The organism is Micromonospora sp. NPDC048935 (assembly GCF_043197875.1).
GTDB lineage: Bacteria > Actinomycetota > Actinomycetes > Mycobacteriales > Micromonosporaceae > Micromonospora.
Genome location: NZ_JBICTZ010000012.1, coordinates 76,705 through 101,238 on the forward strand (window position 1 = coordinate 76,705; position 24,534 = coordinate 101,238).

Genomic DNA, 24,534 nt, shown 5'->3' on the forward strand with positions numbered 1-24,534 from the left:
GCCTCAGAGGAGGCTGGGCACGTCGGTGCTGATCGGCACCGGTAGCACGGTCGGCCGGTCGGCACGCAGCCCGGTGGCGAGCGCCGCGCCGAGCTGGTCGGGGGTCTCGACCACCTCGGTGGCGCAGCCGTAGCCGGCCGCGATGGCGACGATGTCCAACCCCGGCAGGTCCAGGCCGGGCACACCGGGAGTGTGCTTCAGCTCGGCGAACGCCTTGAGGATCGCGTACTGCTGATTGACCGGAACGACGACCACCACCGGCAGTGCGAGACGCGCGGCGGTCCACAACGCCTGCACCGAGTAGTGGAACGAGCCGTCACCGACGACCGCCACCACCGGACGCCCGCGCCCGCTGTCCCGCTCGGCGAGCGCCACCCCGATCGCGGCCGGCAGGCCGTAGCCGAGGCCGCCGCTGGCCATCGTGAAGTACGACGCCGGGCGGGTGATCCGCAACTGCCGGCGCAGTGCGGACAGATTGGACGGTGACTCCTGCACCAGCACGCCGTCCGCCGGCCAGTGTGCGGCCAGCCCGGCGAACAGCGCGTCGGCGCTCAGCGGGGCGGTGACCTCCGGCGGGGTCGGTGCCTCGCGGGGTGCGGGGGGTGGCCGGTCGGCCGGCGGCACCCGGTCCACAAGCGCGGCCAGGGTCAGCCCCGGGTCGCCGAGCAGGCTGTCCCCGACGGGTGCGCGTGCGGCCTCGTCCGGGTCGTCCGTGACGTGCAGCAGCCGGGCGCCCTCCGGCAGGTGCCCGCCCGGCACGTAGGGGTAGTAACGGAACACCGGTGCGCCGACGACGAGCACCGTGTCGTGCCCGCGCAGCGCCTCGGCGAGAGGGCCGATCGCGTACGGGAGCACCCCCCGGAAGTGCGGGTGATCCTCGGGGAAGACGGCGCGCTCGGGTGCCGGGGCCGACCAGACCGGTGCGGCCAACCGCTCGGCGAGCGCGACAGCGGTCGGCCAGCTCCCGGAGCGGTCCACCCCCGGTCCGTACACCAGCACCGGGTTGTCGCTGCCGGCCAGGATCCGGGCGAACTCGTCAAGCCGTCGCGGGTCCGGGGCGAACCGGGTGGCCACCGTTCGCGGTGCGGGCAGCGGGTCGGCCGGCTGGGCCCAGTCGTCCATCGGCAGGGAGAGGAAGACCGGCCCGGCCGGTGGCTGCACCGCCGTCGCGTACGCCCGCAGCACCGCCGCGGGGATGTCCTGCGCGCGGGCCGGCTCGTAGGCCCACTTGACGTACGGCTGGGGAAGCTCGGTGGGCCGGCGGCTGGCCAGCCGAGGTTCGAGCAGCAGCATCTCCCGGGTCTGCTGGCCGGCCGTGACGATCAGCGGCGTCTTGTTGTGCCAGGCGGTGACCAGGTTGCCCATGCCGTTGCCGGTGCCCGGGGCGGTGTGCAGGTTGACGTGGGCGGGTGCGCCGCTGGCCTGCGCGTAGCCGTCGGCCATCGCGACCGCCGTCGCCTCCTGGAGCGCGTGGACGTAGTGGAAGTCGGCGGGGAAGTTCTCCAGGAACGGCTCCTCCGTCGAGCCGGGGTTACCGAAGACGGTGGTCACGCCGAGGGTGCGGAGCACGTCGTACGTCGCGTCCCGGACCGTTGCCATCGCCACCCGCCTCCGTGTCGCGGGAGGGACGACAGCAGTCGTCCCTCCCGATCAGCCGAATCTATCGGGATGTGACGGACCTTTCGGGTGTTTCCGGCGGGCCCATCCGGCGGACCGGGCCCGTGCCTGGTCAGGGCGTCGGAACGCACGAACTACTGCCTTAACTGTCTGATCACCTGCCGGTCAGCCCTTAGCCAGCACCCGGGACGCAGGCTATGGTGCCAGGCATGGCGTTGACAGCGCGGCTGATCCCGATGCACCGAGCGGATCCGGTAGATGACCGGCCCCCGGCGCGGGCTCACGGTTGACGGGTGTGTGGGATGCAGGGAGAGGGTCAGGCGATCGGCGGACGAGCGATGGAGTCGATGACCGGGCGGCTGCTGGTCGCCACTCCGACGCTCAAGGACCCGAACTTCGACCGTACGGTGGTGCTGCTGGTCGCCCACGAGCCCGGCGGCGCGCTCGGCGTGGTGCTCAACCGGGCAACCGAGGTGCCGGTGTCCGAGGTGCTCGGCGACTGGAGCGATCTGGCCCGCCACCCGGCGGTGCTCTTCGAGGGCGGCCCGGTGCAGCCCGACTCGGCCATCTGCCTGGCCCGCATGCGGCACCCGATGCGCCGGCTCAAGGGCTTCCACCAGGTCTCCGGAGCGGTCGGCACGATCGACCTCTCGGTCGACCCGGAGCGGCTGCGGGAGAGCATCGGTGGCATCCGGGTCTTCGCCGGCTACTCCGGCTGGGGCAGCGGCCAGTTGGAGCAGGAGATCGCCGACGGCTCCTGGTTCGTGCTGGACGGGCTGCCGGGTGACGCCTTCGTCGACCGGCCCGACGATCTGTGGCCGATGGTGCTGCGCCGCCAGGGCGGGATGATGGCCGCGGTCGCCCACTTCCCGCCGGACGTCGCGCTCAACTGACCCGGCGCGGGCGGGGGACCCCGCGAGATGACCATGCGAGCCCGTCTGTGTATAGTTTCCCAGTGCCCGGGCGACCGGGACGACAGCAAGGGGCCGTGGCGCAGCTGGTAGCGCACCACACTGGCAGTGTGGGGGTCAGGGGTTCGAGTCCCCTCGGCTCCACCTTGTTGTAGCAGATCAAGGGCTTGCTCGCCGATCATGGCGAGCGAGCCCTTGATTGTTTGATCCCCGTTCGACCCCGGGACGGGGCCGGCTGTGCACCTAGCGGACGATGGGTGACCACTCCCGCTGGCTGACGATCGTCACCCCGGGGGTGCGGTAGTAGGGGTCCTCGGTGACGATCGCGGCGAACGCCTCGGCGTCCGGGACGTCGAAGATCAGGAGTGCGCCGGAGTCGTCGGCGAACGGCCCGGCCATGGCCAGCCGGCCCTCCTGACGCAGTGCCTGGAGGCGTTCCCGGTGCGCGGGTCGAGCGGCAAGCCGGTCGGGTTCGTCGCCGAAGGACAGCTCCAAGACAAACACGTGTTCCTCCTCGTAGGGGCGGACTTCCGGAGCACCCTAGTCGATGCGTTGTGCCGGCGCGGGGGCATCGAGGGCATGCGATCTGGCGACCCGGACGGTGCGCGGGCGCCAGCCCGTCGGCGGAGTCAGCCCGCGGCGGCCCGTGGCGGAATCGTCGGTAGCCGGACGGTGAAGGTCGCCCCCGCGCCGGGCCGGCTGTCGGTGGAGATCGTCCCGCCGTGGCTGGTCACCACCTCGCGCAGGAGAGCCAGGCCCAGACCGAAGCGCCGGTCCTTGGCCCCGGCGCCGCGGTGGAAACGGTCGAAGAGGTGTTCGGCGTCGGCGGGGTCGAAGCCGGCTCCGTTGTCCGTGACCACCAGGTCGGCGCCGCGCCGGGAGGTGCGCAGGGCGACGTCGATGCGGCCGCCGGTCGGGGTGTGGGTGAGGGCGTTGGCGAGTAGTTCGCCGACCATGCGGCGCAGGGCCGAGGCGATGCCGGGAACGAGGACCGGAGTGTCCGGGACCGACAGGTGCAGGTGGACGCCCTGCTCGGCGGCGCGGTCGGCCTCGCAGTCGACGGCCTGGGCGGCGAGCAGGGCCAGGTTGACGGGCTCGGAGGGGTGCCGGTCGGCCGGGGTGGCGGCGAGGCGGGCGGAGAGCAGGAGCTCGTCGACGATCTCGCCGAGGTGGCGGGTGGTCTCGATCAGGCGGTCGTAGTCGGCGCGGTCGGCACCGGCGCGCCGGGCCAGGATCTGGGCCCGGGTGTGGACCTGGGCGATCGGGGTGCGCAGCTCGTGGCTGGCGTCGGCGACGAAGCGGCGCTGCCGGCCCAGCGCCTCGGCGAGTGGCGCGACGGCCCGGCGGCCCACGACGATGCCGGTGAACACCGCCGCGGCGAGGCCAACCACCGCGGCGAGGAGGAACGCGGCGAGCAGGTGACGCCGGTCGGAGAGCTGGAAGCGTGCGTCGAAGACCGCTTGCACGACTTCCGAGCCGCGGGGCTGGGTGCGGACGTAGTAGGTGGTGCCGTTGCGCTCGACCTTGTCGCTGCGGACCTGACGGTCGAGGGCCACCGCGTCGATGGCGGATCGTAGTGGGAAGCCCGGCGGGGGTGGGTTCCGGCCCGAGTCGATTCGGCCGCCGTCGTACAGGATGATCCAGCTGCAGCCCGGCGGCCCGGCGATGGTGCCGTGGACCGCGCCGTAGTCGAGCTCCCGTTCGATCTGTTCGTGCTGGTTGCGCAGCAGCGCGGCGTAGGAGATGGCGGCGCCCAGGGCGAGCAGCGCCGTCATGGTGAGTCCGATGAGCAGGCTGACCCGCGCCCTGGCCCGGCGCAGCATGGTGTCCTCGAAGCTCACAGGGTCCCCAGCCGGTAGCCGAGGCCGTGCACGGTCCGGATCACCGAGCGCCCGAGCTTGCGGCGCAGGTAGTAGACGTACGTGTCGACAAGGGACGCCGCGCCCGCCTCGTCGAAGACCCGGCTGCGCAGCTCGGAGCGGGAGTGGACGGTGTACGGCCGGGCCGCGAGGACCCGGAGCAGCTCGAACTCGCGTGCGGACAGGGCGATCCGGGTGCCGTCGGGTAGGACGGCGTCGCGCACGGAGAGGTCGAGCTGGCCCGACCCGAGCCGCAGCACCTCGGTGGCGTCATGTGTCCGGCGGCAGAGGGCCCGGATGCGGGCGCTCAACTCGTCCAGGTCGAAGGGCTTGGTCAGGTAGTCGTCGGCACCCGCGTCGAGGCCGGCGACCCGGTCCTCGACGGTGCCGAGCGCGGTCAGCAGCAGCGCCCGGGCGACCACCGCGCGGGCGCGCAGCCGGACGACCAGGTCCAGCCCGTCGAGGGCGGGGAGCCGCCTGTCGATCACCATCACGTCGTACGGCCGTGTGAGCCCCAGGTGCAGGCCACGCTGGCCGTCGGGGGCCTGGTCGACGACGTATCCCTCGCCGGTCAGCGTCTCGGCCACCATGCCGCGCAGTTCCGAGTCGTCCTCGACGAGCAGGAGTCGAGTCATACCGCGATGGTGGCATAGATGCCCATCGTTGTCTGTAGAATTTGTCTCCTCAAACAAACATTCTATGGGGTTCCGGCGGGCACGAGCGACGGTGTAGCAGCGGGCGCCCGTGCCTCGCGTCGCTCGATCCAGCTCAGCAGGGGTGTCGTCATGATTGTGGTGACGAGCGCTACCAGCACCAGCACGGTGAAGAGTGACGAATTCACCACGCCCGCCTCCAGCCCCACGTTCAGGGCGATCAGCTGCATCAGGCCCCGGGCGTTCATCAGGGCGCCGACGCGCAGCGCCACCGGGTTCGGCTCGCCCATCAGCCGGGCCGTACCCCAGCAGGCGCCGAACTTGCCGACGATCGCCACGGCCACGCACGCGACGGCGAAACCGAGCACCGCCGGGTTGCTCAGCAACGCGAACTCGGTGCGCAGCCCGGAGAAGGTGAAGAACAGCGGCAGGAACACCGTCGCCGCCACCGGCGTCAGCGTGTCGACCACCCTGTCGGTCTGCGCGGAGTGCGGCATCACCACGCCGACCGCGAAAGCGCCGAAGACCGCGTAGAGCCCGATCTCGTCGGTGTACCAGGCCACCAGGAAGAGCAGCGCCACCGTGCCCAGCAGGCGTGCGCGGTCATCCGAGAGCCTCATCACGTAGCCGGTCACCCGCCGCCCACCCAACCACAGCGCCAGCCCGAACAGCACCGCGCCACCCGCGCAGACAAGCGCCGGGCCGACGGAGCCCGAGGCGAACGCCAACACCACGGCCAGCATGATCCACGCGACCGCGTCGTCGATCGCGCCGCTGGCCAGGGAGAGCAACCCGAAGCGGGTGCCGGCGAGGCCGCGCTCGGTGATGATCCGGGCAAGCATCGGAAAGGCCGTGATCGCCAGCGCCACACCGACGAACGACGCGGACACACCGAGCGACACACCCTCCGCGCGGATCGGGACGAAGCCCGCCATGCCCAGGACCAGCAGGAACCCCAACACCAGCGGAACCGTGACACCCGCGAGCGACACCGCTCCCGCCGTGCCGGCGAGCCCGGTCACCCGGTGCGAGGTGAAGGCGTACCCGGCCTGGAACATGAACAACACCAGGCCGACCTGGCCGACCACGTACAGGATCGGCAGCAGCGGGGCGGGGAAGAGCGCGGCCTGCGCACCCGGCCAGAACAGGCCGAGCAGCGACGGGCCGAGCAGCACCCCGGCGAGCATCTCGCTCACGACGGGGGGCTGGCCCACCTTGCCCAGGAGCCAGGAGACCAGCCTGCAGAAGAGCAGAATGACCGCGACCGCGATGAAGAACCGCGGGGCGAGTTCGGTGGGGGTCACGCGTCTGCCTCCTCGAAGAATCGGGTGCACAACTTCTGGCGTCGGGCGTCGACGACCATCCAGGTACCGCAGACCAACTGCTTGACCGAGCGCCCCACGTCGAAGACCCGGTCGCGCTGCCGCATGAGGGTGAGCCGGTGGCGGTCCGGACCGGGGAGACCCCGGGGCGTCAGGTACGCGGGGCCGCGGCTCGGCAGCGAACGGGTGTGCGTCGCCGACGAGCTGATCGAGAAGCGCCGCAGCACCTCCCGGGTCGCCGCGCGTAGCTGGACGGGGGCCGAGCCGCGCGCCGGACAGGCCCGGTTGGCGGTCACGCCGTACGGAATGAAATGGGCGTCCTGCCGGCGCAACGACAGCCAGCGGTCCGGGTCGAACTCGTCGTCCGCGGCGGGACCGGTGCGCTGGTAGGCCGGATAGTTGAAGAGGAGCACGGACCCGGTGGGGAGCACGTGGTCGCCCACGGTGATGGGTCCGGAGGTGATCCGGTGCGCGATGCCGAAGAGCGGGTAGACCCGGAGCGTCTCGTCGATGATCCGGTCGAGCGATTCGTCCGAGGTGTCCGTGACGGACCCGGCGCACAGCAGGATGTGCGCCATGGCCTCCGACATCTGCACCACTGCCGTGTTGAAGAACGCGCCCTGCAGATACCAGGCGGTCTCCAGGGCGGTGAAGGGCGGCGGCAGCGTGACCGGGCAGGTTCCCGCGTCGATCCGCGCCAGGAGGTAACGGGTCAGCCGAACCCGCCGGGACATGTGCCGCAGACCCATCCCCTTCAGGGCGGTCACCACGTCGTCCGCGTTCGCCACGATGAGATCGCGGACGTCGCGCGGGCAGGATGCGCCGAACACCAGCTCGTAGGAGACCTCGGCCCAGACCGGCATCATCAGGTCCCGGAGCCGCACGTGGCTGATCCGGTCGGCCGGGAGCGCGTCGAGGATCCGCCGGGTCGCGGCCGTCGTCAGCTCGTCGGAGCGCGCGTGCGGGATGGCCAGCACCCGTCGGGTCGTCCGGGCGACCGTCCGATACCGCTCGCCGGGCTCAAGGTGCTCCTGGTGCATCTGCGGACCGGGCGCGAGCCAGTACCAGAAGAGGTCCGACAGGCCGGCCCCGCGGCTGCGCCCGTCGGCGGCCGGGTCGCCGTACACCCGCTCGAAGTCCTCCGGCCCCACCAGCGGCCCGGGGACGGGAACGCCCTCGGTCCCGTTGACCCGTTCGAAGATCCACTCCCGGAGGTCGACCACCGCCTTCATCGGATCGCCACCTGGTCGGGTGTCAGATCGGCCGGCCGCCGCGCCCCGGCCAGGGCGAGGGCCTGGTCCAGCTCGGTGGTGAGTCGTTCGAGAGCTTCGCGTACGCCCACCGCCCCGCCCGCCGCGAGCCCCCGCACCACCGGACGCCCCACCAACACCGCCCCGGCCCCGAGCGCCAGCGCGATCACCGCGTCGGTGCCGCGGCGCACACCCCCGTCGAGCAGCACCGGGATCTGCCCACCCACGGCTGCCACGACCGCGGGCAGCGCGTCGAGCGTGGGAATCGCCCCGTCGAGCTGTCGTCCACCGTGGTTGGACACGATCACACCGGCGGCGCCGTGCTCGACCGCGAGGCGGGCATCGGCGGGATGCAGGATGCCCTTGAGCAGGATCGGTAGTCCCGTGACGCCACGCAGCCACGCGATCCGGTCCCAGCCCGCCGTCGCGTCCATCACGATCGGGCGCACCCGCCCGGTCGCGTCGCGCATGTTCTCGCAGGCGTAACCGGAAGGAAGGTCCGTGAAGCCGTTGCGCCTGTCACGCTCGCGGCTTCCGAACACCGGGGAGTCCACGGTCACCACGAGCGCCCGGCAGTCGGCCGACTCGGCGCGTTTGACCACGTACTCGGTGAAGTCGAGGTCGGGTTGCGGGTAGAGCTGGAACCACAGCGTTCCGCCCGCCGCCGCGATCTCCTCGACCGGCTGGGTGGCGGCCATGCTGACCACCATCGTCGTGCCGGCCGCCGCGGCCCCCCGCGCGGTAGCCGCCTCGCCGTCCGGGTGCGCGAGCCGATGAAAGGCCGTCGGAGCGACCAGGACCGGTGCGGCCAGCGACGTGCCGGCCACGGTGACCCGCAGGTCCCGCTCGCCGGTCGCCCGCAGCACCCGTGGCACGATCCACCGTCGCTCGAAGGCGCGCTCGTTGGCGGCCAGGGTGCGCTCCCGCCCGGCCCCGCCCTCGAAGAAGTCCTGGTGAACCGGGTCCATGTCAGCCCTCGGCGCCGGCGAGGCAGCGACTCATGAACTCCCGCAGTGGCCGCACGTGGACGTCGGGCCGGTCCCACTGGTTCTCCAGGTTCTCGGCGAGGTGGTGCGTGCTGACCAACTGGCCCTCGCGGTGGTAACGGACGACCGGGTGCAGGTACGCGGCGTCGTGCGCCTGCCCCACGACGTCCTGGGCCACCCGGGTCACCGTGATGTCGAACGGGTCGACCTGGTCGTGGTCGGGGCCGTACTCAAGCGTGATCACGAACGCCTGGTCGTGGTCGTGCTCGGCGGTGCGCAGGCCGGTCGACCGGAAGTAGTCCACCGGCACCTCCTCGTGGTAGCGGGCCTCGGGTCCGGCGACGGTGAGCACGTCGGCGAGGAACCCGAACTGCTGCCACAGGGCGGAGGTGCGGTTGACCCGCTCGATGACGGCCGCGGTCATGGCCGCCGGCTCGGCGGCGAGCCTCTCCGACGGCCAGGCCGTGGCGTCGTACCGGCGGGAGAGGATCCGGTGCAACGCGCGTACGGCGTAGCGGAAGCCATGGACGAAACCGCTCGTGGACTTCTTGAAGTCGCGGGCCTGGGAGATCGTCCCGGCGAAGAACAGCCCCGGCACGTTCACCGACTCCCATGCCTCGGTCTGTGCCGGGAAGCGGTCGGAGATCGTGAGCCGCGGTCGGGCCGAGGAGTCGAAGATCGAGTCGTCGAACCGGAATCCGGTACACGCCAACACCCGGTCGTAATGCAGTTCCTTCACGACCTCGTTCGCCCGCGAGAAGCTGAACCGTACCTTGTAGCCCGTGCCGTCGCGCTCGATGCTCTGGACCGTGCCGTCGAGAATCGCGTTCGCCGACTTGAGCTGATAGGTGTCCAGGAAGTTGTTGTTCACCGCGCGCAGGTGCCCGACGTAGTGGGTGCGCCACGCCATCCGGACCGAGCTGGGCCCCGCGAGGTGGATCAGCGTCGTGGTCTCCATGAGGCTGTCGGCGGTCTCGAAGGCGGAGTTGCCCTTGCCGATGATCAGCACCCTCTGGTCGAGGTAGTCACGTGGCTCGACGCTCATCACGTCGTACCCCTCGGCCAGTTCGAATCCTGGGATGTCCGGCTGATAGGTCTTCGACACGCCGGTGGCGACGACCACCGCGCGGGCCTCCCAGCGCCGGTCACCTGCCTCGACCGTGAACACGTCGTCGTGCTTGGACACCCGGGTCACGCGGGTGCCATACCTGACCTTGACGCCGGTCTTCGCCGCGAAGTCCGCGAGGTATCGCACCATCACGTCGGCGTCGGGGAAGTACCGCTCGGTGTACTGCGTGAACAGCAGCGCCGGGTCGTCGGTGAGCAGGGAGTTCCAGTCGAGCCGCAGATTCAGCTCGGGATCGTCCGTGCCCGTGTGCGGTTTGTTGATCGAGATGAGTTGGCGGTGCCGGGGATAGGTGGCGAAGAACGCCCCCGGTCCGTCGGCGCCCTCCACCACCAGATAGTCACGCTTGCCCTCGGCCTCGAGCAGGGCGGCGAGTTGAAGGCCGGCCGGACCGGCCCCGATGATCAGGTAATCAAGCGTCACGGCGATCACCGTACGAGTGGGAAATCAGAGAGATTTCAAGCTCTTCGAGAATGTCTGCCGTTCTTCGCACGTCGGCGTCGAGCGGCCGGTCCGGGTCGATCGGTGCGATCTCCTCCAGGGCCCGCAGGGTGCGGTCACAGCCCACCGCCGTGGGTCGGCGCGCGCCGACGTGCACCGCCTGGCGCAGTCCGAGCCCGAGCGAACCGGTGATCAGGCGCAGCAGCTCCGCCTGGTCCAGGGCGCGGAGTGCGGCCTGCGTGCCGAGCGGGATCACGTCCTGGTTGTGCAGGTTGGTGGGCAGGCTCTGCAGGCTTGCCGGCACCGAGTCGCGCCTGATCTCGGCGATGAGCGCGGTCGACGCGAGTTGGACACCCTGCAACCCGTGCTGCTGGCCGGGGCCGGCCGCGAGCATCGGCGGCAGGCCGCCGTTGCGCACGGGATCCACGAGCAGGTCGAGTTGGCGCTCGGCGAGGTTGCCGACCTGGGCGATCACCATGGTCAGGACGTCGGCGGCGAACGCGGCGGGTTGGCCGAAGAAGTTGCCGCCGTGCACGACCTTGTCGTCGGCCGGGAAGAACAGCGGGTTGTCGCTCACCCCGCCGAGGTCCGCCGCCACGACGCCGTCGACATAGCGCAGGGCATCCTCTGCCGCTCCGAGCAACTGCGGCGCGCAGCGGATGCTGTAGGGCTCCTGCAACGGTCTCGTGCCGGACTCGCGCAGGCCGGCGGCGGTCGCCCGCATCGCGGCGCCGACCTCGACGGCGCCCGGGTGACCGTAGGCGGTGAGGAGGGCCGGATCGAGGAACTGCGGATCGCAGCCGAGCAGGTCGGCGAGCAGGCAGGTGAGCGTCCGCACCACGCGGTGCGAGGTGCGGACCCGGTCCAGGGCGAGGGCCAGCGCCGCCGTGGTGAGCGACGTGCCGTTGACGAGCGCGAGTGCGTCCCGGCCGTCGAGCGGCAGCGGCTCCAGGCCGGCCTTCGTCAGGGCATCCGCGGCGGGCATCCGCACGCCGTCCACGTAGGCGTGCCCGCGACCGCGCAGCGCCTGGGCGGCGGCACCGAGCGGGATCAGGTCACCGCTGGCTCCCACCGAGCCGAATCGGGGCATCGCCGGCGTGAACGTCGTGCCGAGCATGGCCGCGAGCGCGTCGATCACGTGCGGGGAGACCCCCGACGCCCCCCGGGCCAGGGACCAGGCGCGCACCAGCAGCGTCGCGCGCACGACGTCCGGGGCGAGGTCCGGGCCCTGGCCCGCCCCGAGGTGGGCGAGGGTGTTGTCGGCCTGGTCGCGCTGGTCGGCTCGGCCCGCGTAGCCGACCAGCGCCCCGAAGCCGGTGGTGGCGCCGTAGATCGCCCGGTCGTCGCCGAGTGCCTTGCCGAGGAACGTGCGGCCGGTCGTCACCCGGGCCCGCACCTCTTCGCCGAGCACGACAGTGACCGGGCCTGCCGCGACGCGCAGGTCGGCGAGGCGCAGCGGCGCCGCCAGATCCACCTTAATCGTCATGGGAGCGGATGCTAGAGGCAATTTCTCAGAGCGCTCTGAAATTGCCTCAGTAAATTGCGGCGCATGACGCACGATTGCCTGATCATCGGAGCCGGGCCGGCAGGCCTGCAGCTCGCGACCCTGCTCGATCGCGACGGTCACGACTACGTGGTGCTGGAGGGCGGCCCACGGGCGGGCACATTCTTCGAGACCTATCCCCGGCATCGCCAGCTGATCTCGATCAACAAGGTGTGGACCGGGTCGACCGATCCGGAGTTCAATCTACGGTCGGACTGGAACTCGTTGCTGACCGACGATCCGGGGATGCTCTTCAAGTACTACAGCACGCGCTACTTCCCCGCCGCGGAGGATCTCGTGCGTTATCTCGCCGACTTCGCGCGGGGTCTGAACGTCGTGTACGACACGCGGGTGACCTCGGTGTCGAAGACCGACGGCGTGTTCACCGTGCGGGCCGGCGACCACACCTGGACGGCACGGAGAGTCGTTGTCGCCACCGGCGTCTCCCAGCTCTACCAACCGCCGATCGAGGGCGCCGACCTGGCCGAGCGCTACGACACCGTCAGCGTCGACCCCACCGATTTCGTCAACCAGCGCGTGTTGATCATCGGTAAGGGCAACTCGGCCTTCGAGACCGCGGACGCGCTCGTCGAGACCGCCGCCACCATTCACGTCGCCGGGCCGCACTCCATCAGGCTGGCCTGGCAGACCCATTATGTCGGGCACCTGCGCGCGGTGAACAACAACTTCCTGGACACCTATCAGCTGAAGTCACAGAACGCCGTTCTGGACGGCACGGTGGAGCAGATCAGCAAGCGGGAGGGCGGCGGATTCCGGGTGCTTTTCCGGTACGCCCGGACGGTCGAGAATCTGCGCGAGCTGGAGTACGACCGGGTCATCCTCTGCACCGGATTCCGCTTCGACGCGTCCATCTTCGCCGAGTCCGCCCGGCCGGAGCTGGTCATCAAGGATCGGTTCCCGGCGCAGACACCTGCCTTCGAGTCGGTGAACGTCCCCGGTCTCTACTTCGCCGGCACCCTCAGCCAGCAGCGTGATTTCAAGAAGTCCACGAACGGCTTCATCCACGGCTTCCGCTACGCCACCCGCGCCCTGCACCACATCCTCCGCGAGCGGCACCACGGGCAGCCGTGGCCGTCCCGGCAGATCGCCCCGACGCCCGAGGCGATCGCCGATTCGATAATCGCCCGGATCAACGTGAGTTCCGCGCTGTGGCAGCAGTTCTCGGTGCTCGGTGATGTCGTCACCGTCGAGGGCGACGCCGCCCGCTACCGCGAGGAGGTGCCGGTAGCCTATCTCCGGGACGCGGAGCCGGACGTGTTCGCGTTCCTGGTCACCCTGGAGTACGGCCCCGACCACGACCAGGTCGACCCGTTCGACATCACCGTGCCCCGCCCGGCCGAGAACGACGCGACCGCCGCGCACGACGCCAGCTATCTCCACCCCGTCGTCCGGGTGCTGCGCGACGGGCAGGTCATCGCCGAGCACCACCTGGCGGAGAACCTGGAAAACCAGTGGGACCTGCCGACCGTGCACCGGCAGCCGCTCGAGGTCTTCGTCAAGGGCGTCCTCGCCGATGCCCGCTGACGTCTGGCCACAGCCCGTCCTCGACCTCCTGGCGGCCGGCGGGGACCGGCCGGTCTTCGAGGACGGGCCGACCGTCACGACCGCTTCGGGAATGACGGGTCTGATCCGGCGCGTCGCGGCCGGGCTGCGCTCGTGCGGCGCGGGGCCCGGAGTGGGTGTCACGCTCGATCTGCCGGTCACCGCCCCCGCCTTCGCCGCCACGATGGCCGCCTTCGCCGTCGGGGCCCGGGTGTCCGGGTGGCGTGCCGACCTGAGCCCGGCACAGCTGTCCGGTTCCCTCGTGGTCGACTCGGCTCGACTGGCCGCGCTCACCGAACATCCCGACGACGGGCTGCCCCTCGTCGCAGCGGGACGGGCCGAGGATCCCGCGCGGATCATCTGGACCAGTGGCAGCACGGGTACACCGAAGGGCGTGGTGCAGACCTACGCGGCGATGTCGGCGGCCTGGGTTCCGTACCCGGACCGATGGCCGCCGGCCATCGCCGAGCTGGCCACCCGCATGCGGCGCTACCTGGTCTTCGGCTCGCTGGCCAGCCAGGTGATGCTGGAGTACGGCATCCTCGCCCTCGCGGCGGGCGGCACCCTCGTCGTGGCGCCCCGGCCGGTCTTCCCGGATGCCCTCGTCGAACACCGGGCCACGGCGAGCGTGATCACCGTCGGAAAGCTGCACCAGCTGATCCGGGACCAGCGCGCCAACCCGGTGGACCTGCGGCACCTGCGGGCGCTGATGGTCTCCGGGTCGCCACTCGCGCCGGGCCGGCTGGCGGAGGCGCTCGACGTCCTGGGCCCGGTGCTCTTCCACGGCTACGGGCAGACCGAAACGTCGATGATCTCCATGGTGACCCCCGCCGAGATGCTGACCGACGCGGCCACGCTCGGCACGGTCGGTCGTCCGGCCGTGGACGTCTCCGTTCGCGACGGAGAGATCTATGTCCGCACACCCGCCCAGGCGTCCGCGTACTGGCAGGACCCGGACGAGTCGGCCGAGGTGTTCGTGGACGGCTGGGTGCGCACCCGTGACCTGGGGGAGTTGGGCGCCGACGGATACCTGCGGCTGCTCGGGCGGGCGCGGGACGTGATCATCGTCAACGCGCAGATCGTCCACGCCGGGCCGGTGGAGCAGGCACTCGCCGCCGACGCCGCGGTCGCCGAGGCGTACGTCGTCGGGGGGCCGGACGAGATGACCGGCGAGGCCGTGCACGCCTACGTGGTGCCGGTGGTCGGGAGAACGCCCGATCCGGACGTGTTGCGCAAGCTGGTGGCCGGACGGGTGAACGACCTCGCGATGCCGCGCACCGTCACGGTCATCGAGCGCGTGCCGCTCGCGCCCAGCGGCAAACCGGACAAGAGCCAACTTTCCCGCACATACGAACCGCCCTGACCGGGGAGACCCGGTCAGGGCGGTTGTCGACGAGATGTCCGGTAGGGGCGGGGGTCAGCCCTGGCGGCTCTTCCACTGCGGGTTGGCGCGGTTGACCACGACCACCCGGCCACGACGGCGGACCACCACCGAACCCGGCTTCTGCTTCAGTGCACGCAACGAGGTACGTACCTTCATGTCTGCCTCCTCGGTCTCAGCGGTTCCGAGTATCGAAACGCCGTGCCCACCGCGGGGATTCCCGCGACCTACGATGATCGTCTGCGCTGCGTGGGGGTCACAAGCGGCCGTCGTCGAACCTTTGCCCTCCGGCGGCCGTACCAGTGGGCGGGAGGTCAACCTCATGACCGTACGCCGGCTCCTCGTCACCGTGCTCGTCGCTGCCGCGACGGTGCCGCTGGCCGCCACACCCGCCGCCGCGCACGGCGCTCCCACCGACCCGATCAGCCGGGCGGCGGCCTGCGGACCCGAGGGCCGGCACGCGGCCACCGCCGCCTGCCGGGCCGCTGTCGAAGCGGGCGCCGCCGTCCGGGAATGGGACAACGTACGGGTCGCCGCGATCAACGGGCGTGACCGGGAACGGATCCCGGACGGCGAACTGTGCAGCGGCGGGTTGTCCGCGTACCGGGGGTTGGACCTGCCCCGCACCGACTGGCCGTCCACCGAGCTGAGCGCGGGCGCGAAGTTCACCTTCCGGTATCGGACCACCATCGCGCACCGGGGCACCTTCCGGCTCTACGTCACCACGGCCGGGTACGACCCCACCGCGCCACTGACCTGGGCGGACCTCGAAACACGCCCGTTTCTGACGCTCACCGACCCGCCGGTGCGGGCCGGGGCGTACCAGTTGGCGGGCCGGCTGCCGGCGAAGCGCGAAGGTCGACACCTGATCTACACGATCTGGCAGAACTCGAACACCCCGGACACCTACTACTCCTGCTCCGACGTGGTGTTCCGCCCGGCGAAGAGCGGTGCGGCGAAGAGCGCGGCGGCTGCCCCGCGTACTCCCGCGAGTGGGCCGGCCGCCACCGACCCGGCGGAGGTGGCGGCGGCGGCCGACCCGGGCGTGCCGGTGGCCTCGGTGACCGACCTCGGCGCTCGCTGGCCGGTGCTCGCCGGTGCCGCCACCGTGCTGGTCCTGGCGCTGCTGATCGCCGCCGGCCGGCGACGCCGCGGCACCGCGCCCCCGGGCCGGCAGTGCGAGGTGCGCAACCACCGCGTCGGGCGGCGCCGGATCTGGTGACCCGGGCCGCCCGCGCGGGTCAGCCCAGCAGACCGTCGATCTCGGTCAGCTCCTCGGCGGTGAAGTCGAGGTTGTCCAGCGCCGCGATGTTCGTCTCCAACTGCGCGACGCTGCTCGCCCCGATGATCAGGCTGGTCATCCGCGGGTCGCGCAGCGCCCAGGCCAGCGCGAGCTGAGCGAGGGACTGGCCGCGCCGCTCGGCGACCGCGCCGAGCCCCCGGATGGTGGCCATCTTCTCCTCGCTGAGGTCGCTCTCGTTGAGGAAGACACTGGTGCGCACCCGCGAGTCGGCCGGGATGCCACCCAGGTAGCGGTCGGTCAGCAGGCCCTGGGCCAACGGGCTGTACGCGATGCAACCCGCACCGACCTGCTCCAGCGTGTCGAGCAGGCCGTCGGACTCGGTCCAGCGGTTGAGCATCGAGTACGACGGCTGGTTGATCAGCAACGGGGTGCCCAGGTCGCGCAGGATCGCGGCGGCCCGAGCGGTCTGCTCCGAGTTGTAGTTCGAGATGCCCACGTAGAGCGCCTTGCCGGAGCGGACGATCGCGTCCAGCGCGCCCATCGTCTCCTCCAGCGGGGTCTCCGGGTCGAACCGGTGCGAGTAGAAGACGTCGACGTAGTCGAGGCCCATCCGGCCCAGCGACTGGTCCAGCGACGAGATCAGGTTCTTGCGCGAGCCCCACTCACCGTACGGGCCGGGCCACATCAGGTAGCCGGCCTTGCTGGAGATGACCAACTCGTCCCGGTACGCCCTCAGGTCGGTGGCGAGCAGCCGGCCGAAGTTCTCCTCCGCCGCACCGGGTGGCGGCCCGTAGTTGTTGGCCAGGTCGAAGTGGGTGACCCCCAGGTCGAAGGCACGCCGGACGATGTCGCGCTGCCTGTCGAACGGGCGGTCCGGGCCGAAGTTGTGCCACAGTCCGAGGGAGACGGCGGGCAGTCGCAGGCCACTGCGTCCGCTGCGCCGATAGGTCATGGTGTCGTAGCGGTCATCCGCGGCGAGGTAGGTCACGATCATGAGCCTAGCTTCGGTCCGGGGTGCCCGGGATCAGGCGTGCGAACCAGGACATCGGGGTAGTTTCGACGCCATGCGGTTCGCGCCGCTCCGCCGGCCCGACGGGAAAGTGAGCACAGTGGACGACATCACCGCACTGATCTTGGACGACCACGCCGCCTTCCGGCGCGGCTTCGCCCGCCTCGACGACGCCCGCGACGAGCAGGAGCTGCTCGCCATCTGGGACGCGCTCGCCCTGCACCTGGACATCCACGCCGAGGCGGAGGAGGCGATCCTCTACCCGCACCTGGTCAAGCACGGCGACGACGGCGAGGACGAGACCGCCGACGCGATCGGCGACCACAACAAGATCCGGGACGCCATCGCCGAGGCGAAGCTGCACCCGGTCGGCTCGGATCAGTGGTGGGCGGCGGTCGGCACCGCCCGCCGGGAGAACAGCGAACACCTGGCCGAGGAGGAGGACGAGGCGCTGCCCGACTTCCGCCGGCACGCCAGCACCGACCTCCGCGCCGAGCTGGGCCAACGCTGGCTGACGTTCTACGGCGAACACAAGAACGGCCGCAACCTTCCGTTCCGCGACAAGGACCCACAGCAGTACGTGGCCGACCACCGCTGAGATCTCCCCGGCGCGGGGGAGTCGCCGCAGCCGGCCCCGACCGCAGAATGACGGGGTGACCCTCCGCGCGGCGCTGGCCCCACTGGTCGCCGGCACCACCTGGCGACGCGGTGTGTTCCTGCTGCTCGGAGGGGTGCTGGCGCTGCCGTACGGGGTCCTCGCGGTGACCTTCGCCCAGATGCTCACCGCCTCGGAGGTCCCCCGCTCACTCGTGTACGCGCTGCTGGTGGTCGCGGCGCTGATCGCCGTGGTGCCGCTGCTGCTGGACGGCAGCCGGGCCCTGGAGATCGCCGCCGTACGGGCGTTGCTCGGCGTCGACCTGCCCGAGCCGGCACTGGGGCACCGCGGCGACCGGGAGACCCGACTGCGCAGCGCGCTCTGGATCGCCACCCACCTCATCGTCGGCGCGCTGGTGATGCTCGCGCTGTTCAGTGCCCTGCCGATGGCGCTGGCCTTCATCGCCCAACAGTTCGGCATCGGCACCGAGCTGACCAGCCGGGAACGGTTCGGTCCGCTGGACGGGCGGGACAGCGGCTGGCTGACCCTGACCGGGGTGGCCCTGCTCGTCGGTCTCGGCTACGCCGTCGCGGGGCTCGGCGCGCTCGCCGGGTCGATGGCGCCGGTGCTGCTCGGCCCCGCGCAGGCGGAACGGATCGCCGCCCTGGAGGCGCGGGCCACCCGGCTCGCCGAACGCAACCGGCTGGCCCGGGAGCTGCACGACTCGGTCGGTCACGCGCTGACCGTCGCCACCCTCCAGGCCGGCGCCGCACGCCAGGTCCTCGACACCGACCCGGAGTTCGTCCGGCGGGCGCTCACCGCCATCGAAGACGTCGGGCGGACCGCCATGGACGAGCTGGACCACGTGCTCGGGCTGCTCCGGGACGCCGGCGGCGGGACCCGGGCGGTGACGCCGCAGCGTACCCTCGCCGACCTGGACCGGCTGGTCACCGACACCCGCGCCGCCGGGCTGTCGGTGCACGCGCATCGCGTCGGCGACCCGACGCGGCTGCCCCCGGCGGTCTCCCGGGAGGGCTACCGGATCGTCCAGGAAGGACTGACGAACGCCGCCCGGTACGGCCACGGGCCGGTGACGCTGCGGCTGGACCTGCACCCGGGGGCGCTGGAGTTGGAGCTGGTCAACGCCGTGCGTCAGCCCGGCCGGGCCGAGCCGGGTCGGCCCGGCCGAGGTCTGGACGGGATGCGGGAACGGGTGCTGCTGCTCGGCGGTCGGATCACCGTGGGACCGGACGGCGACCGCTGGCTGATCCGGGCCCGCCTGCCGTACGAGGAGACGACATGACGACCGGGGTGCTGATCGTCGACGACGACGAGTTGATCCGGGTCGGGCTGCGAGCCATCATCGACGCCCAACCCGACCTGCGGGTGCTCGCCGAGGCCGCCGACGGCGCCGAGGTGCCACCGCTTGTCGCCCGGCACCGGCCGGACGTGGTGCTGATGGACGTGCGGATGCCCGGCATCGACGGCATCCAGGCCACCCGGCATCTGCTGGCCACCTCCGCCAACCCGCCCCGGGTGCTGGTGGTCACGACGTTCGCCAACGACGAGTACGTCTACGAGGCGCTTCGCGCCGGAGCCTCCGGGTTCCTGCTCAAACGGGCGAGGCCCGCCGAGGTGGTGGAGGCGGTGCGGGTGGTCGCGGCGGGGGAGTCGCTGCTCTTCCCGGCGGCGATCCGGCAGCTCGTCGGGGCGTACGGGCCGACCGGTGGTGACCGGCTGCGCGCCGCCCGACTCACCGAGCGGGAGGCCGAGGTGCTGCGGTTGATGACCACCGGCCGGTCCAACCCGGAGATCGCCACGCACCTGGTGGTCGGGGTGGAGACCGTCAAGACGCACGTCGGCAACGTGCTGGCCAAGCTGGGCGCCCGCGACCGCACCCAGGCGGTCATCGCCGCCTACGAGTCCGGCTTCGTCACCCCGTCCGGCTGATCGGTCCCTCACCTGATGCCCGAGGCAGCCGCGCGATTGTGAGCTAGCGTGGGTCGGGTGACTGCGCCTAACCCGGTAATCCCGGTCCCACCGGCCGACCTGCCCGGCACGCTCGGCGCGCTGCGGGCAGCCGGTCACCAGTACCGCACCGTCAAGCAGGAACTCCGCGACAACCTCCTCGCCCGGATGGGCTCCGGCGAGGCCCGCTTCCCCGGCATCGTCGGCTACGACGACACCGTGCTGCCCGAGGTCGAGCGGGCCCTGCTCGCCGGGCACGACATGGTGTTGCTCGGCGAACGCGGCCAGGGCAAGACCCGACTGATCCGCGCCCTCGGCGCGCTGCTCGACGAGTGGACCCCGGTCATCCCCGGCTCGGTGCTCAACGAGCACCCCCTGCACCCGCTCACCCCCGCGTCCCGCGCCCAGGCCGCCGAGGCCGGCGACGACCTCCCGATCGGCTGGCTGCACCGCTCGATGCGCTACGGCGAGAAGCTCGCCACCCCGGACACCAGCGTCGGTGACCTGATCGGTGACGTCGACCCGATCCGGATCGCCCAGGGCCGCACCCTCGGCGACCCGGAGACCATCCACTTCGGGCTGGTGCCGCGCACCAACCGGGGCATCTTCGCCGTCAACGAGCTGCCCGACCTGGCCGAGCGCATCCAGGTTGCCCTGCTCAACGTCCTGGAGGAACGGGACATCCAGGTCCGCGGCTACCAGCTACGGCTTCCACTGGACCTGCTCCTGGTGGCCAGCGCCAACCCGGACGACTACACCAACCGGGGCCGGATCATCACCCCGCTCAAGGACCGGTTCGGCGCGGAGATCCGTACCCACTACCCGGTCGACCTGGAGTTGGAGCTGGCGTTGATCCGGCAGGAGGCCGACCTGGTCGCCACCGTGCCGGAGCACGTGCTGGAGGTGCTGGCCCGCTTCGCCCGCGCGGTGCGCGAGTCACCCTCGGTGGACCCGCGCTCCGGTGTCTCCGCCCGGTTCGCCATCGCCGCCGCCGAGACGGTCGCCGGTGCCGCGCTGCGCCGCGCTGGCCTGCTCGCCGGTGCCGGCACCCCGGAGGACCGCCCCGAGGCCCCGGTGGCCCGGGTCGGCGACGCGGTGTCGGTGACCAGCACCCTGCGCGGCAAGGTGGAGTTCGAGAGCGGCGAGGAGGGGCGGGAGATCGAGATCCTCGCCCACCTGCTGCGCACCGCGACCGCCGAGACGTTCCGCGCCCACCTGGCCGGGCTGGACCTGTCCGGCTTCACCGCGCTCGTCGAGGACGGCGCGGTGATCGAGACCGGTGAGCTGGTCAGCGCCTCCGAGCTGCTGCGGCAGGTCGGCACCGTCCCCGGCCTGGCGAAGGTCCTCGACCGGCTGGGCCTGGGCGACGCCCCCACCCCGGAGGAGGCGGCCGCCGCCGTCGAGTTCGTGCTGGAGGGGCTGCACCTGACCCGGCGGCTCGGCAAGGACGTCACCGACTCGGGACGCACCGTCTACGGCGGCCGGGGCTGATCATGGCCGGCAACCGGTTCCGGTACGGGCAGTGGAACGACGGGCCCGACCCGCTCGCACCCCCGTACGACGTGCGTGCGGCGGTGGACGCGGTCGGCGCCGAGGTGCTGGCCGGCGGCAGCCTGCGGGATGCGCTGCGCGACCTGCTGCGCCGTGGCCCACAGGGGCGGGGCGGGCTGGACGACCTGGCCGCCCGTGCTCGGCGGCTGCGCCGGGAGGCACTGCGGCGCGGCGACCTGGACGGCGCGGTGACCAGGGCTCAGGCGCTGCTCGACCAGGCCCTCGCCGCCGAGCGCGACGAGCTGCGGGGTCGCGACGACGACGCCGCCCGGTTCGCCGAGTCGGTGCTGGACAATCTGCCCCGCTCGACCGCGCGGGCGGTGGAGGAGCTGTCCGGCTACCAGTGGGCCAGCGAGGACGCCCGCCGCTCGTACCAGCAGATCCTCGACCAGCTCCGCGACGACGTACTCGGTCAGCGGTTCGCCGGGCTGCGCGACGCGGTGCGCGCGTCGGCCGATCCGGCGGCGCAGCAGCGGCTCGCCGAGATGATGCGGGACCTGAACGACCTGCTGGCCCGGCACGGCCGCGCGGAGGACACCACCGACGCGTTCGCCGAGTTCATGCGCCGGCACGGTGACTTCTTCCCGGAGCAGCCGGAGACCGTCGACGAGCTGATCGACGTGCTGGCCCGCCGCTCGGCGGCCGGTGAGCGGTTGATGAACTCGCTCTCCGAGCGGCAGCGCGCCGAGCTGGCCGGTCTGATGCAGCAGTCGCTCGGCGACCGCCTCGCGGGTGAGTTGTCCGCGCTCGACGCGAACCTGCGGGCGTTGCGACCGGATCTGCGCTGGGGGCGTGGCGAGCGGGTCCGGGGCGAGCAACCGCTGGGCTACGCCGACGCGGCCGGCGCGCTCGGCGAGATCGGCGAGCTGGACGACCTGCTGGACCAGCTCGACCAGGGCCACCCGGGGGCGACCCTGGACGACGTCGACGTCGACGCGGTGGCCCGCACGCTGGGGCGGGACGCCGCCGACGACGTCCGCCGACTACGCGATCTGGAACGGGAGCTGCGCCGGCAGGGCTGGGTGAGCCGGGACGCAGAAGGGCTCACGCTGAGCCCGAAGGCGCTGCGCCGGCTCGGCGGGACCGCCCTGCGACGGGTCTTCTCCGATCTGACCGCCGGGCCGCGCGGCCAGCACGACCTGCGCTCGGCGGGGGCCGCCGGCGAGGTCAGCGGTGCGTCCAGGCCGTGGGAGTACGGCGACGAGCAGCCCCTGGACGTGGTCCGGACGCTTACCCGAGCGGTCAGCCGGGCCGGGCCGACGGTTCCGGTGCAGCTCGCGGTGGACGACTTCGAGGTGGTGGAGACCGAGAAGCGGGCCTCCGCCGCGGTGGTGCTCTGCGTCGACCTGTCGTACTCGATGATCTCCCAGGGTCGGTGGGGGCCGATGAAGCAGACCGCCCTGGCGCTGGCGCACCTGATGGAGACGCGCTTCCCGCAGGACGCCCTACAGATCGTCGGCTTCGGCCGGGAGGCGATGACGCTCACCCAGCAGGAGTTGGCGGCCGTCGAGCCGGACGGGGAACAGGGCACCAACCTCCAGCACGCGTTGCGGCTGGCGGGGCGGCACCTGCGCCGGCACCCGGACGCCGAACCGGTGGTGTTGGTGGTCACCGACGGGGAGCCCACTGCCCACCTGGACCCGGACGACGGGGAGGCGCTGTTCCACTGGCCACCGCTGCCGGAGACGATCGAGGTGACGGTCCGCGAGGTGGACCGGCTGAGTCGCTACGGCGCCACGCTCAACCTGTTCATGCTCGGCGACGACCCGGGCCTGCGACGCTTCGTCGACGCGGTGGCCCGCCGCAGCCGTGGCCGCATGTTCACCCCGGAGACCGGCGACCTCGGCGAGTACGTGGTCAGTGACTATCTCCGCTCCCGCCAATCCCGCCGCTAACTCCCGGGGGGGCGGGTTGACTGGGGGGATGGAGAGCGGGGGATTGCGGCGGGCTTACGGTGCCCTGTTCGCGGAGGTCGACGCAGGCGGGTTCGGTCCTCCTCCGGAGGGGCAGCTCAGCGCCGAGCAGATCGTCGCGCACCTGGTCGCCAACGACGAGCTGATGATCCAGGCCACCGAGGCGCTGCTGGCCGGCTCACCGTTCGCCTACTACGAGTTGGAGGAGGACATGCACCGCCCGCAGCTCGACGCGCTCGTCGCCGAGCAGGGTGGTCTGCGGGGCCTGACCGCTCTGCTGCACGGCACCAGCGACCGCCTGTGCGGGCTGGTCGACAGTCTCGGTCTGGCGGCGGAGACCCCGGTCGAGACTCACCTGCGCGAGGGCTTCGACCTCGTCGTGGACGAGCCGCTGCCCTGGTCCCGCACCCTGGACCTGCACACAAGGGTCCACCTCCCCAAACACCAGTCCCAACTACACCTCCTCCGCCCCTGACCCACCCCACCTCTCCGCCGATCTTGCACTTTCTGCCCCGACAAAAATTCACATAAAGGGGCAATTCAGCGACAGAAAGTGCAAGATCGCGGGCGTTAGGGGGTTAGGGCTGGGCGGGGGTGGAAGGTGCGGCGGTAGGTGGACGGGGCTACGCCGATGCGTTGGTGGAGTTGCTGGCGCAGGGCTGCGGTGGTGCCGAAACCCGTACGGTGGGCGATCTGGTCGACGGTGAGGTCGGTCGTCTCCAGCAGCAGCCGCGCGTGGTCGGTGCGCTGTTGCAGCAGCCACTGCGCCGGGCTCAGGCCGGTCTCGGACCGGAAGCGCCGGGTGAAGGTCCGCACGCTCATCCGCGCCTGCTCGGCCAGGTCACGCAGGGCGATCGGCTCGTGCAGCCGCTGCCGTGCCCACTCCCGGGCGCCCGCGGTGCTGGTGTCGGTGGCCTTCGGCACCGGTCGCTCGATGTACTGCGCCTGGCCACCGTCCCGCCACGGCGGCATCACGCAGCGGCGGGCCGCCCGGTTGGCCACCTCGCTGCCGTGGTCGAGGCGGATGACGTGCAGGCAGAGGTCGATTCCGGCGGCGACTCCGGCCGAGGTGAACACCCGGTCGTCGACGATGAAGAGCACGCCCGGATCGAGGTCGACCTGGGCGTACAGGCGACGGAACCGCTCCGTGAACGCCCAGTGGGTGGTGGCCCGACGCCCGTCGAGCAGACCGGCCGCGGCCAACACGAACGCCCCGGTGCAGATCGACATGATCCGGGCACCCCGCTCGTACGCCGCCCGTAACGCCCCGGCCGCCTCCGGCTCGACGGTGCCCGAGGTCAACGCACTGCCGGTGTGGATGCCGGGGACGATCACCGTGTCGGCGGTGTCGAGCAACTCCAGACCATGGTCGGGCAGCACCTGGAACCCGGCGGTGCTGCGGACCGGCCGCCCGCCCGGTGTGCACACCCGGACGTCGTAGAAGTGCGTGTCGTCGGCGGCCCGGGCGGTGCTGAAGACCTGGGACGGGGTGCCGAGATCCAGGCCGACCACCTGGTCCAGGGCGAGTACGGCGATCCGGTGCGGGCGAGGCGTCATGGCCCGATTATTGCGCATGATGGCTTTCCGGCCACTCGTTGCGGTG

At 71.8% G+C, this 24,534-nt stretch carries 22 protein-coding genes and 1 tRNA gene; 11 read left to right on the forward strand and 12 right to left on the reverse strand.

From position 1 onward, the window contains the following. Window positions 1-3: 3 nt before the first annotated feature. Entirely contained in the window at window positions 4-1,599 is a 1,596-nt protein-coding gene (mdlC, locus tag ACGFIW_RS27965; RefSeq protein WP_393321721.1) for a benzoylformate decarboxylase, read from the reverse strand. 320 nt (window positions 1,600-1,919) lie between these two features. Here mdlC and ACGFIW_RS27970 point away from each other — a divergent pair, with 320 nt between their 5' ends. Together ACGFIW_RS27970 and ACGFIW_RS27975 are read left to right on the forward strand one after the other, a co-directional pair. After that, a complete protein-coding gene (locus tag ACGFIW_RS27970) occupies window positions 1,920-2,510 on the forward strand; it encodes a YqgE/AlgH family protein (protein ID WP_393321724.1) in 591 nt (196 codons plus the stop codon). Window positions 2,511-2,599: 89 nt separating this feature from the next. After that, window positions 2,600-2,672: transfer RNA gene (locus ACGFIW_RS27975), tRNA-Ala, on the forward strand. A gap of 99 nt (window positions 2,673-2,771) precedes the next feature. Here ACGFIW_RS27975 and ACGFIW_RS27980 read toward each other — a convergent pair. From ACGFIW_RS27980 to ACGFIW_RS28015, 8 genes are all read right to left on the reverse strand, one after another. After that, the gene (locus ACGFIW_RS27980) at window positions 2,772-3,032 is read right to left on the reverse strand and encodes a YciI family protein (protein ID WP_393321727.1); all 261 of its coding nucleotides are present in this window, start codon (window positions 3,030-3,032) and stop codon (window positions 2,772-2,774) included. A 125-nt stretch (window positions 3,033-3,157) separates the two neighbouring features. Continuing rightward, window positions 3,158-4,369, reverse strand: coding sequence for a sensor histidine kinase (locus ACGFIW_RS27985; RefSeq protein WP_393321730.1), 1,212 nt, complete (start codon window positions 4,367-4,369; stop codon window positions 3,158-3,160). Beyond that, the gene (locus tag ACGFIW_RS27990) at window positions 4,366-5,022 is read right to left on the reverse strand and encodes a response regulator transcription factor (protein ID WP_393321733.1); all 657 of its coding nucleotides are present in this window, start codon (window positions 5,020-5,022) and stop codon (window positions 4,366-4,368) included. The genes ACGFIW_RS27985 and ACGFIW_RS27990 overlap by 4 nt, the downstream gene beginning before the upstream one ends. 62 nt (window positions 5,023-5,084) lie before the next feature. Continuing rightward, the gene (locus ACGFIW_RS27995; RefSeq protein ID WP_393321736.1) at window positions 5,085-6,344 is read right to left on the reverse strand and encodes a cation:proton antiporter; all 1,260 of its coding nucleotides are present in this window, start codon (window positions 6,342-6,344) and stop codon (window positions 5,085-5,087) included. After that, a complete protein-coding gene (locus ACGFIW_RS28000) occupies window positions 6,341-7,594 on the reverse strand; it encodes a cytochrome P450 (protein WP_393321739.1) in 1,254 nt (417 codons plus the stop codon). The genes ACGFIW_RS27995 and ACGFIW_RS28000 overlap by 4 nt, the downstream gene beginning before the upstream one ends. Further along, on the reverse strand, window positions 7,591-8,580 hold the full coding sequence (locus ACGFIW_RS28005) for an alpha-hydroxy acid oxidase (RefSeq protein ID WP_393321742.1): 990 nt from the start codon (window positions 8,578-8,580) through the stop codon (window positions 7,591-7,593). Before ACGFIW_RS28005 ends, ACGFIW_RS28000 begins: the two co-directional genes overlap by 4 nt. A 1-nt stretch (window position 8,581) precedes the next feature. Then, the gene (locus ACGFIW_RS28010; protein WP_393321745.1) at window positions 8,582-10,147 is read right to left on the reverse strand and encodes an FAD-dependent oxidoreductase; all 1,566 of its coding nucleotides are present in this window, start codon (window positions 10,145-10,147) and stop codon (window positions 8,582-8,584) included. Next, entirely contained in the window at window positions 10,137-11,651 is a 1,515-nt protein-coding gene (locus tag ACGFIW_RS28015; protein ID WP_393321748.1) for an aromatic amino acid ammonia-lyase, read from the reverse strand. The genes ACGFIW_RS28010 and ACGFIW_RS28015 overlap by 11 nt, the downstream gene beginning before the upstream one ends. A gap of 63 nt (window positions 11,652-11,714) precedes the next feature. Here ACGFIW_RS28015 and ACGFIW_RS28020 point away from each other — a divergent pair, with 63 nt between their 5' ends. Continuing rightward, on the forward strand, window positions 11,715-13,253 hold the full coding sequence (locus ACGFIW_RS28020; RefSeq protein WP_393321751.1) for an NAD(P)-binding domain-containing protein: 1,539 nt from the start codon (window positions 11,715-11,717) through the stop codon (window positions 13,251-13,253). Then, entirely contained in the window at window positions 13,243-14,634 is a 1,392-nt protein-coding gene (locus tag ACGFIW_RS28025) for a class I adenylate-forming enzyme family protein (RefSeq protein ID WP_393321754.1), read from the forward strand. The genes ACGFIW_RS28020 and ACGFIW_RS28025 overlap by 11 nt, the downstream gene beginning before the upstream one ends. A gap of 54 nt (window positions 14,635-14,688) precedes the next feature. On the opposite strand, the gene ACGFIW_RS28030 is transcribed toward ACGFIW_RS28025, so the two are convergent. Then, complete coding sequence (locus ACGFIW_RS28030) at window positions 14,689-14,811, reverse strand: 50S ribosomal protein L36 (RefSeq protein WP_357071839.1); 123 nt, start codon at window positions 14,809-14,811, stop codon at window positions 14,689-14,691. Between the two features lie 163 nt (window positions 14,812-14,974). Here ACGFIW_RS28030 and ACGFIW_RS28035 point away from each other — a divergent pair, with 163 nt between their 5' ends. Next, window positions 14,975-15,874, forward strand: coding sequence for a lytic polysaccharide monooxygenase (locus ACGFIW_RS28035; protein ID WP_393321756.1), 900 nt, complete (start codon window positions 14,975-14,977; stop codon window positions 15,872-15,874). A gap of 19 nt (window positions 15,875-15,893) precedes the next feature. Here the strand turns inward: ACGFIW_RS28035 and mgrA are convergent, their stop codons facing one another. After that, window positions 15,894-16,889, reverse strand: a complete 996-nt coding sequence (mgrA, locus tag ACGFIW_RS28040) for an L-glyceraldehyde 3-phosphate reductase (RefSeq protein ID WP_393321759.1) — start codon at window positions 16,887-16,889, stop codon at window positions 15,894-15,896. Between the two features lie 115 nt (window positions 16,890-17,004). Here mgrA and ACGFIW_RS28045 point away from each other — a divergent pair, with 115 nt between their 5' ends. The 6 genes from ACGFIW_RS28045 to ACGFIW_RS28070 are packed head-to-tail and all read left to right on the forward strand — an operon-like array spanning window position 17,005 to window position 23,406. Continuing rightward, a complete protein-coding gene (locus ACGFIW_RS28045; RefSeq protein ID WP_357071845.1) occupies window positions 17,005-17,502 on the forward strand; it encodes a hemerythrin domain-containing protein in 498 nt (165 codons plus the stop codon). 55 nt (window positions 17,503-17,557) lie between these two features. Then, the gene (locus ACGFIW_RS28050; protein ID WP_393321762.1) at window positions 17,558-18,802 is read left to right on the forward strand and encodes a sensor histidine kinase; all 1,245 of its coding nucleotides are present in this window, start codon (window positions 17,558-17,560) and stop codon (window positions 18,800-18,802) included. Further along, window positions 18,799-19,449 carry a response regulator transcription factor gene (locus ACGFIW_RS28055; protein ID WP_393321764.1) on the forward strand — a complete coding sequence of 217 codons (651 nt, stop codon included), beginning with the start codon at window positions 18,799-18,801 and terminating at the stop codon, window positions 19,447-19,449. The genes ACGFIW_RS28050 and ACGFIW_RS28055 overlap by 4 nt, the downstream gene beginning before the upstream one ends. A 48-nt stretch (window positions 19,450-19,497) precedes the next feature. After that, window positions 19,498-20,958, forward strand: a complete 1,461-nt coding sequence (locus ACGFIW_RS28060) for a sigma 54-interacting transcriptional regulator (RefSeq protein ID WP_393321767.1) — start codon at window positions 19,498-19,500, stop codon at window positions 20,956-20,958. Window positions 20,959-20,960: 2 nt separating this feature from the next. Further along, window positions 20,961-22,913 carry a VWA domain-containing protein gene (locus ACGFIW_RS28065; RefSeq protein WP_393321770.1) on the forward strand — a complete coding sequence of 651 codons (1,953 nt, stop codon included), beginning with the start codon at window positions 20,961-20,963 and terminating at the stop codon, window positions 22,911-22,913. Between the two features lie 28 nt (window positions 22,914-22,941). Continuing rightward, window positions 22,942-23,406 (forward strand): hypothetical protein, encoded by a 465-nt coding sequence (locus ACGFIW_RS28070; protein WP_393321773.1) that lies wholly within the window; start codon window positions 22,942-22,944, stop codon window positions 23,404-23,406. Between the two features lie 95 nt (window positions 23,407-23,501). Here ACGFIW_RS28070 and ACGFIW_RS28075 read toward each other — a convergent pair whose 3' ends face one another. After that, on the reverse strand, window positions 23,502-24,506 hold the full coding sequence (locus tag ACGFIW_RS28075) for a GlxA family transcriptional regulator (protein WP_393321776.1): 1,005 nt from the start codon (window positions 24,504-24,506) through the stop codon (window positions 23,502-23,504). Between the last annotated feature and the right edge of the window lie 28 nt (window positions 24,507-24,534).

Excerpts from the sequence above, each read along its gene's own strand:
- mdlC (WP_393321721.1), bottom strand. The coding sequence starts at position 1,599 with ATGGCAACGGTCCGGGACGCGACGTACGACGTGCTCCGCACCCTCGGC.
- ACGFIW_RS27970 (WP_393321724.1), top strand. The coding sequence starts at position 1,920 with ATGCAGGGAGAGGGTCAGGCGATCGGCGGACGAGCGATGGAGTCGATG.
- ACGFIW_RS27990 (WP_393321733.1), bottom strand. The coding sequence starts at position 5,022 with ATGACTCGACTCCTGCTCGTCGAGGACGACTCGGAACTGCGCGGCATG.
- ACGFIW_RS28000 (WP_393321739.1), bottom strand. The coding sequence starts at position 7,594 with ATGAAGGCGGTGGTCGACCTCCGGGAGTGGATCTTCGAACGGGTCAAC.
- ACGFIW_RS28005 (WP_393321742.1), bottom strand. The coding sequence starts at position 8,580 with ATGGACCCGGTTCACCAGGACTTCTTCGAGGGCGGGGCCGGGCGGGAG.
- ACGFIW_RS28015 (WP_393321748.1), bottom strand. The coding sequence starts at position 11,651 with ATGACGATTAAGGTGGATCTGGCGGCGCCGCTGCGCCTCGCCGACCTG.
- ACGFIW_RS28020 (WP_393321751.1), top strand. The coding sequence starts at position 11,715 with ATGACGCACGATTGCCTGATCATCGGAGCCGGGCCGGCAGGCCTGCAG.
- ACGFIW_RS28025 (WP_393321754.1), top strand. The coding sequence starts at position 13,243 with ATGCCCGCTGACGTCTGGCCACAGCCCGTCCTCGACCTCCTGGCGGCC.
- ACGFIW_RS28030 (WP_357071839.1), bottom strand. The coding sequence starts at position 14,811 with ATGAAGGTACGTACCTCGTTGCGTGCACTGAAGCAGAAGCCGGGTTCG.
- ACGFIW_RS28035 (WP_393321756.1), top strand. The coding sequence starts at position 14,975 with ATGACCGTACGCCGGCTCCTCGTCACCGTGCTCGTCGCTGCCGCGACG.
- mgrA (WP_393321759.1), bottom strand. The coding sequence starts at position 16,889 with ATGATCGTGACCTACCTCGCCGCGGATGACCGCTACGACACCATGACC.
- ACGFIW_RS28055 (WP_393321764.1), top strand. The coding sequence starts at position 18,799 with ATGACGACCGGGGTGCTGATCGTCGACGACGACGAGTTGATCCGGGTC.
- ACGFIW_RS28065 (WP_393321770.1), top strand. The coding sequence starts at position 20,961 with ATGGCCGGCAACCGGTTCCGGTACGGGCAGTGGAACGACGGGCCCGAC.
- ACGFIW_RS28070 (WP_393321773.1), top strand. The coding sequence starts at position 22,942 with ATGGAGAGCGGGGGATTGCGGCGGGCTTACGGTGCCCTGTTCGCGGAG.
- ACGFIW_RS28075 (WP_393321776.1), bottom strand. The coding sequence starts at position 24,506 with ATGCGCAATAATCGGGCCATGACGCCTCGCCCGCACCGGATCGCCGTA.